The 13659-nt window shown below is 55.7% G+C and carries 13 protein-coding genes; 9 read left to right on the top strand and 4 right to left on the bottom strand.

Annotated features, from left to right (window positions below; all coding sequences use genetic code 11):
* Nucleotides 1–206: helix-turn-helix domain-containing protein (locus tag HF921_RS01390; protein ID WP_404813103.1), on the top strand; the 206-nt coding region annotated here is incomplete at its 5' end.
* 16 nt (nucleotides 207–222) lie between these two features.
* Nucleotides 223–3696, top strand: a complete 3474-nt coding sequence (locus HF921_RS01385) for a class I SAM-dependent DNA methyltransferase (protein ID WP_215850052.1) — start codon at nucleotides 223–225, stop codon at nucleotides 3694–3696.
* Between the two features lie 150 nt (nucleotides 3697–3846).
* Here the strand turns inward: HF921_RS01385 and HF921_RS01380 are convergent, their stop codons facing one another.
* The 3 genes from HF921_RS01380 to HF921_RS01370 form a co-directional block, all read right to left on the bottom strand.
* Nucleotides 3847–4581, bottom strand: a complete 735-nt coding sequence (locus tag HF921_RS01380) for a hypothetical protein (protein ID WP_215850051.1) — start codon at nucleotides 4579–4581, stop codon at nucleotides 3847–3849.
* Between the two features lie 10 nt (nucleotides 4582–4591).
* Nucleotides 4592–7318 (bottom strand): HsdM family class I SAM-dependent methyltransferase, encoded by a 2727-nt coding sequence (locus HF921_RS01375; RefSeq protein ID WP_215850050.1) that lies wholly within the window; start codon nucleotides 7316–7318, stop codon nucleotides 4592–4594.
* Between the two features lie 115 nt (nucleotides 7319–7433).
* On the bottom strand, nucleotides 7434–7661 hold the full coding sequence (locus HF921_RS01370) for a hypothetical protein (protein WP_215850049.1): 228 nt from the start codon (nucleotides 7659–7661) through the stop codon (nucleotides 7434–7436).
* A gap of 149 nt (nucleotides 7662–7810) precedes the next feature.
* Here HF921_RS01370 and HF921_RS01365 point away from each other — a divergent pair, with 149 nt between their 5' ends.
* From HF921_RS01365 to HF921_RS01335, 7 genes are all read left to right on the top strand, one after another.
* Nucleotides 7811–8164 (top strand): hypothetical protein, encoded by a 354-nt coding sequence (locus HF921_RS01365; RefSeq protein ID WP_215850048.1) that lies wholly within the window; start codon nucleotides 7811–7813, stop codon nucleotides 8162–8164.
* On the top strand, nucleotides 8164–8316 hold the full coding sequence (locus HF921_RS01360; RefSeq protein ID WP_215850047.1) for a hypothetical protein: 153 nt from the start codon (nucleotides 8164–8166) through the stop codon (nucleotides 8314–8316). Before HF921_RS01365 ends, HF921_RS01360 begins: the two co-directional genes overlap by 1 nt.
* 538 nt (nucleotides 8317–8854) lie before the next feature.
* Nucleotides 8855–9766: an ATP-binding protein gene (locus HF921_RS01355; RefSeq protein ID WP_215893164.1), complete on the top strand. Its 912-nt coding sequence runs from the start codon at nucleotides 8855–8857 to the stop codon at nucleotides 9764–9766.
* A gap of 495 nt (nucleotides 9767–10261) precedes the next feature.
* Nucleotides 10262–10705 carry a MarR family winged helix-turn-helix transcriptional regulator gene (locus HF921_RS01350; protein ID WP_215850042.1) on the top strand — a complete coding sequence of 148 codons (444 nt, stop codon included), beginning with the start codon at nucleotides 10262–10264 and terminating at the stop codon, nucleotides 10703–10705.
* On the top strand, nucleotides 10702–12252 hold the full coding sequence (locus HF921_RS01345; protein ID WP_215850041.1) for a DHA2 family efflux MFS transporter permease subunit: 1551 nt from the start codon (nucleotides 10702–10704) through the stop codon (nucleotides 12250–12252). Before HF921_RS01350 ends, HF921_RS01345 begins: the two co-directional genes overlap by 4 nt.
* A 52-nt stretch (nucleotides 12253–12304) precedes the next feature.
* Complete coding sequence (locus tag HF921_RS01340) at nucleotides 12305–12736, top strand: universal stress protein (protein ID WP_215850040.1); 432 nt, start codon at nucleotides 12305–12307, stop codon at nucleotides 12734–12736.
* 289 nt (nucleotides 12737–13025) lie between these two features.
* Nucleotides 13026–13349: a hypothetical protein gene (locus HF921_RS01335; protein WP_215850039.1), complete on the top strand. Its 324-nt coding sequence runs from the start codon at nucleotides 13026–13028 to the stop codon at nucleotides 13347–13349.
* A 27-nt stretch (nucleotides 13350–13376) separates the two neighbouring features.
* Here HF921_RS01335 and HF921_RS01330 read toward each other — a convergent pair.
* Nucleotides 13377–13659, bottom strand: a 283-nt coding sequence (locus HF921_RS01330; protein ID WP_226834265.1) for a WGR domain-containing protein, incomplete at its 5' end; no start/stop codon positions are given.

Below are 13659 nucleotides of genomic sequence, written 5' to 3'. Positions count from 1 at the left end.
TTGCCCTGCTGGAGCATGTCATGGAGGCCCGCAGTCTCTCCCGTAAAGATCTCGAACCCTGCATTGGCTCTCGGGCACGGGTTTCTGAAGTGCTGAACCGACGGCGGCCACTCACCCTGGAAATGATTCGCCGCCTGTCAGAGCAACTGGATTTACCCGCCGAAATACTGGTGCGCCCCTATCCGACCCGATCCCACGCTGCTTAGCCCACGACCAGAATAAGTGATACTCCCCGACAACCTCCCCGCAGACCAGACAGATGCCTTCATTGCGCGTTGGGTTGATGCGAGAGGTAGCGAGCGGTCCAATTATCAGCTTTTTCTGACGGAGCTCTGCACGCTGCTCGGCCTGCCCCAGCCTGACCCGGCTGGTGAAGATACTGCCGCCAACAGTTACGTCTTTGAACGCCGCGTCGATATGGCCAAACCCGACGGTAGCGTCACCCGCGGCTATATCGACCTCTACCGGCGTGGAAGTTTTATCCTCGAAGCCAAGCAGACCGGGCAGGTACTAGACAGTCACGGGTGGGACAAGGCTATGCTTGCCGCCCACAATCAGGCTGACCAGTACCTGCGCGCTTTGCCAGCCGCCGAGGGGCGCCCGCCCTTCATTGTCGTCACTGATGTAGGGCGATCTCTGGAGCTCTACGCGGAGTTCACTCGTTCCGGAGGCACCTACGTCCCCTATCCCGATCCCGGCCATCACCGTATCCGTTTGCAGGACCTGCGCGATCCCGTTGTAGTCCAGCGTTTACGCCAACTCTGGAACGACCCGGACAGCCTTGACCCCAGTCGCCATGCCGCCCGCGTCACCCGCGCCATTGCTGACCGTCTGGCCCGTCTGGCCAAGTCTCTGGAAGCCGCTGGCCACAGTCCCGAGCGGGTGGCCCATTTCCTCATGCGCGCCCTTTTTACCATGTTCGCCGAAGATGTGGGTCTGCTGCCCCAGCAGCAGGGCCGTGGGGCCTTTATCACCTTGCTGGACGCCCTACGTGAGCGTCCCAAACAGTTTGCCCCCGCCCTGCAATCCCTCTGGCAGACCATGGACAAGGGCGGCTATGACGCTCGCCTCATGGCCACCATTCAACGCTTTAACGGCGGCCTCTTTCATACCCCAGATGTCATCCCGCTGAACTGCGACCAGATCGATCTGCTCCGCGAAGCCGCCAGTAGCGACTGGCGCTACGTAGAGCCCGCGATTTTCGGTACTCTGCTGGAACGGGCCCTCGACCCCCGCGAACGTCACCAACTCGGTGCCCACTACACCCCCCGCGCCTACGTCGAAAGACTGGTCATGCCCACCATCATTAACCCTTTGCGCGCTCAATGGCGTACTGCCCAGGTGGCCGCCGAGACCTGGCTCCAGCAAAACAAGCCCGACAAAGCATTGCAAGAGCTGCGAGGCTTCCATCAGCAACTCTGTCAGATTCGCGTGCTTGACCCCGCCTGCGGCAGCGGCAACTTCCTCTACGTTGCCTTGGAGCACATGAAGCGTCTTGAGGGCGAAGTGCTCAACCTGATCGGCGACCTCAACCGCGGTCAGGCAATTTTGGAGACCCAAGGCCTGACCGTCGATCCTCACCAGTTCCTCGGCTTAGAAATCAACCCGCGTGCGGCCGCCATCGCCGAGATGGTGCTCTGGATCGGTTATCTGCAATGGGGCTACCGTATCCATCAGTGCATCGACCTCCCCGAACCGATCCTCCGCGACTTTCACAACATCGCACATCGGGACGCTCTACTGGCCTATGACGGGATGGACTACGCGCTGGACGAGGATGGTCGCGCTATCACCCGCTGGGATGGGCACAGCTATAAAGACAGCCCCATCACTGGCGAACCGATTCCCGACGAAAGTGCCCGAATGCCGGTGGAGCGCTACCGGAACCCGCGCAAGGCCAGGTGGCCGCAAGCGGATTACATTATCGGCAACCCCCCCTTCATCGGCGCCGCCAATATGCGGCGGGCGCTGGGGGACGGTTATGTGGATGCCCTGCGCGCCGTGTATAGGGGCGAAGTCCCGGAGTCCGCGGATTTCGTCATGTACTGGTGGCATATAGCGGCCGAAACAGTGCGCCATGGACAGGCCCACCGGTTTGGCTTTATCACCACCAATTCCATCCGTCAGACCTTCAACCGCAGGGTTCTGGAAGCGCAACTCAGCGCAGCGCAAAATCCGCTGCACCTGGCTTTTGCCATTCCGGATCATCCCTGGGTGGACGCCGCCGACGGGGCCGCCGTGCGTATCGCTATGACAGTGGGCCGTGCCGAGGCAGGAGAAGGCGCACTGCTGAACGTCACTGCGGAGCAGGAAACCAACGAAGATGCCCATGAGGTGATGCTGGCAGAACGTCTGGGGATTTTGCATGCGGACTTGACTGCGGGACCGAATATCGTAGCGGCAACACCATTGATGGGGAATTCTGCAATCGGTTCGCGTGGTGTTCAGCTGATTGGCTCAGGTTTCATCGTTACGCCCGAAGACGCCATCCATCTGGGACTCGGCAATATTCAGGGTGTGGAGCGTCATATCCGCAATTATCGGCATGGTCGCGACCTCACGGACAAGCCACGCGGTGTCAAGGTAATCGATCTCTTCGGGCTGACTGCTGAAGATGTACGCCATCGTTACCCGGCAATTTATCAGTGGGTTTTGGAGCGTGTCAAACCAGAGCGTGATCAGAATAATCGTGCAGGCTACCGCGACAAGTGGTGGATTTTTGGAGAGGCCCGTAGCGAATGGCGAAGGATGTGCGCAACCTTGCCGCGCTACATCGCCACTGTCGAAACTGCCAAGCATCGTACCTTCCAATTTCTCGATGCTGATATTTTGCCAGACAATAAGCTCATCAATATCGCCATTGACGATGCGGCCATCCTTGGCGTGCTCTCCAGTCGCATCCACATCTTGTGGTCTTTCCGCGCAGGTAGCCAGTTAGGAGTCGGGAATGATCCTGTTTACGTCAAAACCCGCTGCTTTGAAACCTATCCCTTCCCCGACGCCACCTCCGAGCAGGCCGCCCACATTCGCGATCTCGCCGAGCAACTGGACGCCCATCGCAAGCGTCAACAAGCCGAACACACTAAGCTTACTCTGACCGGCATGTATAACGTGCTGGAAAAACGCCGCAGCGGCGCAACCCTTAGCGTCCAAGATCGCGCTATCCATCAGGCCGGGTTGGTCTCTATTCTCGCCGAGCTCCACGATGCCCTCGACCATGCCATTCTTGATGCCTATGGTTGGAGTGACCTTGCCGACGCTATCGTCGGGCAGCCCGGCGGTACCACGCCACTGCCAGACAAGCATGTCGCCCTGCGGGAGGCTGAAGAAGAGATCCTAACCCGCCTGGTCGCACTCAATACACAACGCGCTGCCGAAGAAGCTCAAGGTCAGATTCGCTGGCTCCGCCCCGATTACCAGGCCCCCGAGAGGGATGTTGCCAGTAGCACGGGCACCTTCGATCTCGGCGACAGCGAAACCTTCGGCGTTGTCGCCCAGAAACCGGCATGGCCATCGAATCTCGCCGAACAAATTGAAGTCGTCCGTCGTCAGCTTGCTGCTGGCCCCGCCAGCACCGACGCCCTCGCTGCCCGATTCAAACGCAAGCCCGTCAAGGCCCTCACACCGGTCCTCACAGCCCTCCATACCCTCGGCTTTATCACTTACGAAGCCGATCGCTGGCGACTGGTCAGCTAGGTGTAAGAGGAGTCCCCCTTACTGCTCGCAAACAAAACAGCGCGTCTTGATCTGCACAGTACTCCTGAGCATCCGTCTGGAGCAACCGCTTTCCTGCCACTGCGCGCCCGCCTGGGTTTCGCCACAAGTGCGTCCCAGGTGTTTCCGTGTTCAGGCTCCTAAATAACATTCCATTTCGATCCAGAGATGGCGTATCTCAATCTCTGAGAGACCCTTTTCTCTGCTATGAAGAGATCGCAAGACGGTTAACCCCAACTGTGTGTCTGAGGAATCAATGTGCATCAAATCCTTCGTGGACCATCCAGTATGCGTGGGGTCATCCAGTTCCTTGATCCAAACATTAAGGCGATCGTACCATGTCTCTGAAGATTCTGCTTGAACATATGCAATCATGGCTGCGAGTGAATGGGCGGCACTGTGATCTCCGGCTTTGAAGCGTTGAATGCCTCCTGTCGTTGCCTTTTGGTTGATCACATATTCGCGATCGTCGCGCTTTTTACCCTTTGGTGTTGGTAGTCGTTTGCATTCGATGGGCAACAAAGTATCGTATTGAGTATATTTGCGTCCTTGAGCCCAGACTATTGATCCCCTCGGCGACACTACAAGGTCTATTTTCCGGCCCTTTTGGTGTTCATCAGATTCTTCAACCTTAAATTGCAGGCTATCCCACCCTTCTGAAAACCGAGATGCAGAATTCAGGTAGGCACAGAGTTGCGATGTAAGATTTGTTTCGGAGATTGCCTTCGGCCGGTCAGGGTCGTCTCTCCAGAGAGGCAACTTACTAGCAATAAAATCAATCAATTCATACTTTGACGCCGAAAATCGATGGACATCATCGCCTATGGTGCCGCTTTGAAAATGATGACCTGAAGTGTCCGCGAGCATGGGCGACTGGTTAGAATCCCTGTACCCTGAGATCAAACAGCGTTTCATCTGCGTCACGCAACGCCACGGATCGTATCCAGAACCGCAGGCGATCCGGTTTGAGAAAAAAAATGAAATTTTTATCGTAGATACGAGCGATGCGTGTAAGTTGCAATGTCGGTCCTCCCCGCTCATGAAGGAGCATATCCAGCTTTCCCTTCAATGCTTCTGCACCGTCCCAATCCACCTTGGCTTTGCCAAAAGCAAACGGCTGGCAAATCACCCCAGGCCAGGCTTGTGTAGCCAGTGCCTGCACGGGTTTTTTCCTGTAGATAGCATTAATTTGTCGAGTAAACACATCGTTGAATGCGGAAATCCCAGTTTTACCATTCTCCTTCATAGCCACAGATTCTTCTCCAAGCCGGATGATGTCCCGATAGTAATCTACGATATCGTCTACCAGGATTTCTTCATTCGGACTCAAATTCAAGTTTCCTTCTGCGGGATACAGAAGGGAGAACACATCGTCGGCCTGCAACGCGGTTGCCTTTTGAACAAAGAGACGCGGGCTGACCAAAGCAAGATATGCTCGCAGTACACGGCGAGCGCTGTACATCCACGTGTCCAGCATCTTCAGATCAGCAATATCTTTTTCCGGTGCGCAGAATCCGACAATCTGCTGGCCGTAGGTGAGATAGGAATCCCTCCACAGGCAATGCGCCAAGTCCATTTGCTCTCGAACAAGCAACATCGGTGGCGTGTATCGGCTACTCGTGTATGCCGTCTTGAAAAGATCTCCCGCGGCGACCGTGATTTTGCTGCGATCTGGTCCATCCTCCAGAAGCGCCTCGGACGGTAGATACTTCTTGCCTGTGATATGGCTGGCCGCTACGCGTTTACCCTTCTGGGCCTCAATAAAACCCTCACCGAAATCCCAGCCCTTTTCTTTGGCATACTCACCCAGAGTCCTGTAGCTTTTTAGTCTATTAACCAGTCCCAGCGCGCGTCCGCCGCCAAGCAAGTCAGTACGCCACACAGCGTCATTGGTCAAAGCCAGTTGTCGGGGCAACCAGTGCAGGTCGTAGTAGTCGATATCGAACCCCTGTTCGGCATCAGAGCGCCCGCTGCGCCGAAAGGTCGCATGCAGAATTTGCCGATCTTCCGGCGCCGGTGCCGATTCGGCAACAATCACGATGATCTTAGTGTCGGCCTTGCCCTTTTGGAACAGCCCACGCACTGAAATGAAGTCGAGAATCTCCCGCACATCCCATTTAGAAATGAAGTCACGCCGAAACGAAAGAGAGTGTTGATTGTAAAGGAAATTATACTGTTGCAGCATGCTCAGTATGCCGCCCTCGGCGACCATTTCCATCGCCTCGTGCAGAAAGAGATACGCAAGCTGCTTATCCGGCAGCGTGCCTCTGGTCGCGTTGTAACGTTCATAGCTACGTATAGCTCCGGGCGTGGTCAGTTGTGACGTAAATGGGGGATTTCCGACAACAATCCCGATTGGATCTTTGATCACGTTACGTTCTTTCGCGTCAAAAAAACACGACAGATGTAGCGTCTTTCCAGCCAGTTGAGGAAATAGTTTAATCGTAGCCCGAATGGTCTCCGGCTCCAAGGCATCGCACAAAGCCAAGCAAAGGCTAAAAGCCGCCAATTCGATTGCACCTTCTTCGCAATCGATGCCATGCACGCACTTCAGTAACCCTTTGAGAACAGCGACATCGGGCTTTTTCCACTGATTCCGACTGCGCCAGTGCAGCACTAGGCGTTTGTATGCCTCGACTAAAAATACGCCAGAACCGCATGACGGATCCAAAATTATCTCGCCACGCTGTTGTAACCGATCGAGACGCTCCCAACTCAACGACTCTTCCAGCATCAAGCGTACCAGGAATGGCGGCGTATAGACGGAGCTATCAGCATCTTTAACGAACATTTGGTAAATGTGACTGATCAACTCTATGGGCAAATCCTTAAACGAGTAAATTTGCCATAATGTCAACTGGCCGCCAAATTCTTCTCTGCCTTCTATGAGCTTGGAAAAGCGCATTAACTGGTTACTATTTAGCAATCGTTCGCGGTCTATATCAGTGAGCGTGAAGATATGCCCGTTGAATCGTTTCTCCAAATCTTCTAATAGAGCCACTAGAGCAGAACCGTTGGCAAGCAATTGAAAAAATTTATTGGCGCCGTGCAGAAAACCTGCGAGATAGCCATCTGCGAAAACCTCGCGCTCCTCCAGATAGGCGATCAATAGTGAAAGAATCAGGAGCTTGCGACGCAGATGCTTGGGTAGAATATTCTCAGCATTCAATGCGTCATTGATTTTCTTGACCGCTTTGAATAGCCCCTTTTGCGCCGACTTGCTATCCGACAGAAGAGTTTTGCAGGTTTCCGTATCGTCCCACAGGGTGCCATTGCGGAGTTGCTCATGATTCCACCAAGGGTCAGCGGCGATCGACGATGCGAGCAGCAAAGTTCGCACGGGATTACATATCAAGTCACCTGAGGAGGAGATGAAGTCTGGACCATGTGCGCACCGGAAGAGTTGCAGCTGCCCCGGCAGTTTGCGATAGAGGAGAGGCACTCCGCCCCAACTCCACAATTTTTGGTGCATCTCAGCGAATTCGCGATCCTTTTCAGGCCCGCTGGCAACAAAAACGAAAGCCTGCGCCACCGGGGGCTTTCCGTTTCGGCTGGCCTCGAAGAAAACCGCCCGCGCGCCATATTCGCGCGCCTTTTCCATCATAACCACCTCTTCGAGTGGTCGACCTTCACCTGAATAGTTCTTGACGTGGACTAGCCCTTCCACTGGCACATGCTGCCCAGCGTCGTCCAATTGGTTCCACCATGGTGGGCGGTTGCTAGTCAGCACCTTTCCACCAATTTTCACGAACCAGTGACACAGGTGCAGAATTGTTTCCGAGAGAGGCGGCAGAAACAGCGCTCAGCGCCGCCAGATCCTCATTGCCGGTTTGCCGGGCCGCAGTCAACATGACGTAAGGCAGCGATTCAGGGCTGTGGGCATCGAAGCGCGCCAGATTTTCTGGTGCCGCGCCATGGTTGGCAAGCGTCTGGTCGAATGAGTCCATAATCGAGTCCTTTTGACATTTTCGGAGCAGCCCGTCAAGCCGGACCGAAAGGAAAAGCTGATAGGTTGTCAGCATGGAGCAATTGCCCTTATATTATGCCAATTATGCCGAGAAAGCCAACCCTCAAAGACCCGGAAACGGAAGTTGCCATGGCGCGGATTAAACGATACTGCGACCGCGCGAACGTATGTCTGGCCACCCTTTCCAGGCAGGCTGGCGTGAGTCAGCCTGCGCTATACCGGTTCGTTCACGGCGAGCGCAAGAGCGTCACAAAGACCGCGCGGCGTGTACTGACGCATATCGATAATCAGCATAAACAGCATAACTCACATGGTGGAGAAAATCGTTCTGAGGGGTGCCGGATAATTGATGACGCGGTGAATTCGGTTTGGGATGGGCGGATTCAGACTGCAGAACTGCTTGCGGCGCTAATCAGAGCAATCAAGCCTGTACTTCTTGCCGCAGAAGCGGTGGGCAATACGCTTCCGCATGAGAGGGTCTGATGCAAGCCATCCTGAATGCCAAAACCGACGATTGCACTGAAGGCGAGACAGGCCTCAAGCGACACGAGATCATTGATATGCTCTTTGGCAAGCTGGACGAGCGCCCTGACAACGGGCTTACCCATTTCGCGCGATGCTGCAATCACTGCTGACGTGGTCACACTTCGACCTGTATTACCTCGACAAATTGCACAAGTTGGATCGCGCGGTGGCGGTTAGCAATCTCGAACACCTGAAGCAATTGCAAGAAATTTGTGATGCCCGGATCAAGTCGGATTGAGAGCTGCGAGCGACCCACGAGACGCGCGCCCGCAGCCAACAGTTACGTTGGAAGACCTGCGTGCTGAATACCTAGATCTACTGGCCAACAAGACAGCAGCGTGGCTACACACTGGAACGCATTCTGGCCGAACTCGCCAGGCTCCACGCCTAGAGACGACGGAGGCATTTCGCGTCCACGGCGAGCAGATCGATGGTGCGGTGAAGTTCGGGTCGCCACCCTGCAGGTGGACCTGGAGGGCGACAAGTGCCACAACCGGTCCTATGTGTCCGACGACAACCCGTTATTCCAAAGTGCAGTCCATTACGCTTTTTGCAACCGAGGCCTCCACACATAGCAGAACGATTGAATTACCGGGTTTTATCGGTAACATAGATAATTATCTATCATGGCAATAAAACAGGATGGAAATGGCCAAAGACCCCTGGCACTGCCCGCGAACAGCGTTGGCCGATCAATACCTGAAAACGCTGGGTATCGGACTCAGCAAGAGCCTAGTGCTCTTTGCCCAGCGGCGGATGGGGAAAACGGAATTTCTCCGTAAGGACCTGTTGCCCGCCGCCGAAAAGGCCGGGTATATCACCATTTACGTGTCCCTGTGGGAGTCCAGAGAAGACCCCCAATCGGTATTGCTCGATGCCATCCGAAAGGCGGCGGAGGGGGAGGGCATTATTTCGGGCGTACGGCGTTGGTTGGGCCGACCAGGATCAAAAATAGGTGTCGGAGCCAACGCGAGTACAGTAGGCGTACAGGCATCATGGGAGCAGGGGACGGCAGAGGCCAGCGAACGCATGCTGGATCTCCGGCAGTGGATGAACACGTTGGCCCAAAAGAAAAACCCCACACTGCTGCTTGTGGACGAAATCCAGACGCTGGCGGACGAGAGGCGGTACGGCGCACTGGTAGCCGCACTGAGGAGCGCCCTCGACAAGCATGGAGACCAAATTAAAGCGGTTTTCACAGGGTCATCAAGCGAAGGCCTGCGGCGGATGTTTCAGATGGAAAAGGCCCCGTTTTACCAGTTTAGCCATCAGATACCCTTTCCCCAACTGGGGCCAGAGTTCGTGCAGCACATGCTTCGCGCCTTTGCGAATGCGACCCAGCGTCAGTTAAATGAAGCGGAGGCATGGCAGGCGTTTACCGATCTGGCGCTGGTGCCAGAGCATTTCCGGTTGATGATGGCGAATATGGCCCAGTTGGGCAGCACCGATATCGCCGCCGCACTAGAAGAGGTCAAAACGGCCATACAAAACTCGGCCGAGTACCCCAGCAAATGGGCGGAGTTGACCCCTATCGACCAAAACATGCCTTTAGTCCCGTAGGTGGTGGCATCCGTACTCTTGTGGAGCGACGTGGCGTCAAGAAAGCCGCCGTAGCACTGGCTGCCAAGACCGTTCGTGTGGTCTGGGCGATGATGGCACGGCAAGAGGTGTATCAGGCAGCCGTTACCGCGTGATATTAATTGAGTCCATTACAGCGTTAACAATCAAGAGGTAAAGCACTTTTCAACGGTTGCCAGATGACGAAAGATGGCGGGACAGGTCGGACCGGCATCCAGAGAACCTGAATGAGACTAGGGCTGCTGTAGAAGCCGTCGCTTTGATGAGGACTGGATGCGCGGATTACCCATCGGGGCCAGGGCAGTCGCCCACTAACAGGCCGAATACATGTTTGCAGTCGACCCCACCAATATCTACGACATCTTGCATAGACGGAGAGGTTCATACATGTCTAAACTTCAACTCTCTTGTAAATAGATAGATCTCTAAGTATAAGTACCCTAATAATCTGGGCGGCTGAAAATACCGGAGGGATTCATGAGCAAAGACCTGTTGCAGGAAGCGTTTGCCTTGGCCCTGCATGACAGCGCACGGGCCTGGCGCCACGCGCTGGATCGTCGCCTGAAGGGTCTCGGGCTGAGCCAGGCGAGCTGGATGAGTATCGCTTTTCTGGCGCGGGCCGAAACCCCCCTGACCCAGACCGAGCTGGCAAATCGTCTCTCAGTGGAGGGGCCGACGGTGGTAGCCATGGTGGACCGGTTACAGCGCGCTGGATTGGTACGCCGCGAGATCGCTCCGGAAGACCGGCGTATCCGACGGTTATTGCTGACCCCCGCGGGGCAGACAGTGTATGAGGAGGTGAAGCGTGTCGCAGGTGACTTCCGCTGCGAAATGCTGGATGGCCTGGATACTGCAACGTTACGGCAAGCGACGAATATCCTGCAGCGTTTGCAGCGCCTTACCGAAGAATCCTCCCGATGACTGTGGAAAGCGCCGCAGTCGGCGCAGAGGGGCTGAATCGGCCCCTCATCACCCTGTCCATTATGTTGGCCACGATCATGCAGACATTGGACAGCACCATCGCCAACGTGGCTCTGCCTCATATGCAGGGCAGTCTGTCCGTGTCTCTGAATCAGATCGGTTGGGTGCTCACTTCCTATATTGTCGCCACTGCCATTGCCACACCGCTGACCGGCTGGCTCTGTGACCGTTTTGGTCAGCGTACCGTCTTTCTGGCCTCGGTACTGGGTTTTACTTTGGCCTCCATGTGGTGCGGCATTTCTACCTCGCTGGGGGAAATTGTCGTTGCGCGGGTGATGCAGGGTGTCTTCGGAGCGGCGCTGGTGCCGCTTTCGCAAACCGTCCTGCTCGACATCAACCCCCGGGAAAAGCAGGGTTCCGCCATGGCCTTGTGGGGCATGGGGGTGATGGTTGGGCCCATCGTCGGTCCTACCCTGGGCGGCTGGCTGACGGATACCATGGGTTGGCGCTGGGTATTTTTCATCAACGTGCCGGTGGGGATCATGGCGTTTACGGGAATCTGGAAGTCCTTCCCCAGGGATTCGGTGCTGCGGCGGATGCACTTTGACATGGCGGGATTTGTCAGTCTGAGTCTGGCCATCGGGGCCTTGCAGTTGTTGCTGGATCGCGGGCAAGAGCAGAACTGGTTCGCTTCGGTGGAAATCTGGATAGAAGCCTATATTGCCGGGTTTGCAGCCTTATATTTCATCTATCATACCTGGCGCACACCCTTTGACCGTTCCTTCTTCGATTATCGTCTGATCCTCAACCGCAACTATGTCACCGGCCTGCTCTTCATTTTTATTGTCGGACTGGTGCTTTTTGCATCGCGGGCGTTGATCCCCACCATGCTACAGGATCTGATGGGCTACACGGCAATGACGGCGGGCTGGGTGACGGCACCGAGTGGCCTGGGCACCATGTTCGCCATGCTTATCGTCGGGCGTCTGGTGGGCAAGGTGGACTTGCGGCTGCTGCTCGCTATCGGTTTCGGAATCACCGCCTTTTCCCTCTGGCAAATGCAGGGCTATAGTCTGGTAATCGGTGAGGGCGATGTGATCTGGCCGGGCGTCTGGCAGGGGCTGGGGATTGGTCTGGTTTTTGTGCCCCTGAGCACTGCTACCTTTGCGACCCTGAGCCCGGAGATGCGGGCCAACGGCACAGCGATCTACAGTCTGGTACGTAATGTCGGCAGCAGTATCGGGATTTCTCTGGTGGAGACCTTGCTCACCCGCAATACGCAGATTGCCCACGCGGCGCTGAGCGCCCACATCAATGACAGTAATCCGGGTTTTCAGAACCCGGCGGTAGCCAGCCTTTATAATCCCCATAACGCCATGGGCCAGCTTCTGCTGAATACGGAAATCACCCGGCAGGCGACGATGATTGCGTATATCGATGATTTTTGGCTGATGCTGGTGATGACGCTGGCGGTTTTTCCGCTGCTGCTGATTATTCGCTCGCCTAAGCGTGGTGCGGCGGTGGAGCAGACGGTGATCGTGGAGTAGGTGGGAGATTCGTCTCGTGGGCGGTGGGGCGCGACCTTTTTGGAGGTGGTAAATGTTTCAGAAAATTCTGGTTGCCTACGACAGCAGTCCGTCGAGCGAAACAGCACTCAGCCAAGGCGGGGGGCTCGCCCGTTTGTGTCAAGGTGAATTGCATCTTTTCGGCGTCATCGTCAGTACCGGGGGCATGGCCATTGGTCAGGCGGCGGGGGCGGAGGATGTATTGGGGCGGGAAGGCAATGCTGTCCGCAGCAGTCTGGATGCCGTCGCGGGTAAGCTCCGTGCCGAGGGCCTGAGGGTCGTGACTCAAACGGCTGAGGGCAACCCGGCCGAAGAGATTTCCCGTTACGCACTGCAAACGGGTGCCGACCTGCTGATCATTGGGCATATTCCGCATTTTTCTTTGGGACACTGGCTGCAGGGGGCGGTCGCCAAGGCGCTGCTGCGGGAATTGCCCTGCAGCATTTTGGTGGCAAAGGCGAAATAGACACCCGTCCCCGGCATGTTTCGAGGCTTTTTCCTGTTGTTATCCGGTGTTTTATTTCTGCGCGTGTCATGAATTTTTATAATGCAAAGCGATAATAATTGCAACTATAAAACATCATTTGCGATGTTATGTATGTGATTATTTAACATATAATTTTTTATTACAAAAGCCGTTACTATTAGCAGCAGTGGCCTGTTTCGGTTCCTCTCAGAGTTGGATGCCAAGGGGCCGTCCGGTGGATTTCCATCGTTTGTAAAATGAGCCATTGCCGGGGCGGAGGAGGGGAGCTATGCGCTTTGATGGTCGGGGGTGGTACCTCGAAGCGGCTGCCAGCGCCGTGGAATTGGAGAGTGAACCATTCCGGGGGCTGGCTGGCGTTACCGCCCAGCTTTTCGGCAGCCAAACGGGCTTTATCTTCCTGCTGATGCGCAGCAGCAGGGAAACGCCTACCCTCGATTGCTTGGCCGCCCCGGTGCCAGCCCCCGGAATGGTTCACTCTCCCTTAACGGGTTTTATATTCCGTTTTCTGAGGAGCTGGCCGGGCTGGATTTTGAGTGACGGAATTTTCGGCGGTTCCGGTTTACATCCCCATTCTGCAATATTATATGATTGAGGCTATTGTGCCACAAACGCTTACGACCTACGGCTTGATACAGTAGAGATATCCCCGCTGGCGTCGCTGTTTATCCACATCGGCAGCGATGGTCTCGGCCATATCAGGTGATGAAATGCTCTGCCGGACCACTCGGGTAGGCCGCTGGCCTATCCGTCCCCAGCTCTTCACCAGTTCCCACTCTCCCCAGAGGTTCTGCTGAAGGGTCAGGCGGTAATACCGATAAACCCCTTCCTCAGGCTGGACCTTCTGCCACTCCAGCACCCGCCAGCGGTCCATGTCATAGACCGGATCGGCGGACGGAGCGGGG

This window comes from Acidithiobacillus ferriphilus (genome assembly GCF_018854775.1).
Classification (GTDB): domain Bacteria; phylum Pseudomonadota; class Gammaproteobacteria; order Acidithiobacillales; family Acidithiobacillaceae; genus Acidithiobacillus; species Acidithiobacillus ferriphilus.
The sequence above is the reverse complement of the archived record's forward strand: the minus strand, read 5'-3'. Positions and strand labels throughout refer to the sequence as shown.

Bases quoted from the DNA above. Each gene is read 5' to 3' on its own strand.
- HF921_RS01380 (WP_215850051.1), bottom strand. From the start codon at position 4,581: ATGCTCGCGGACACTTCAGGTCATCATTTTCAAAGCGGCACCATAGGC.
- HF921_RS01375 (WP_215850050.1), bottom strand. From the start codon at position 7,318: ATGATGGAAAAGGCGCGCGAATATGGCGCGCGGGCGGTTTTCTTCGAG.
- HF921_RS01370 (WP_215850049.1), bottom strand. From the start codon at position 7,661: ATGGACTCATTCGACCAGACGCTTGCCAACCATGGCGCGGCACCAGAA.
- HF921_RS01365 (WP_215850048.1), top strand. From the start codon at position 7,811: ATGGCGCGGATTAAACGATACTGCGACCGCGCGAACGTATGTCTGGCC.
- HF921_RS01360 (WP_215850047.1), top strand. From the start codon at position 8,164: ATGCAAGCCATCCTGAATGCCAAAACCGACGATTGCACTGAAGGCGAG.
- HF921_RS01355 (WP_215893164.1), top strand. From the start codon at position 8,855: ATGGCCAAAGACCCCTGGCACTGCCCGCGAACAGCGTTGGCCGATCAA.
- HF921_RS01350 (WP_215850042.1), top strand. From the start codon at position 10,262: ATGAGCAAAGACCTGTTGCAGGAAGCGTTTGCCTTGGCCCTGCATGAC.
- HF921_RS01345 (WP_215850041.1), top strand. From the start codon at position 10,702: ATGACTGTGGAAAGCGCCGCAGTCGGCGCAGAGGGGCTGAATCGGCCC.
- HF921_RS01340 (WP_215850040.1), top strand. From the start codon at position 12,305: ATGTTTCAGAAAATTCTGGTTGCCTACGACAGCAGTCCGTCGAGCGAA.
- HF921_RS01335 (WP_215850039.1), top strand. From the start codon at position 13,026: ATGCGCTTTGATGGTCGGGGGTGGTACCTCGAAGCGGCTGCCAGCGCC.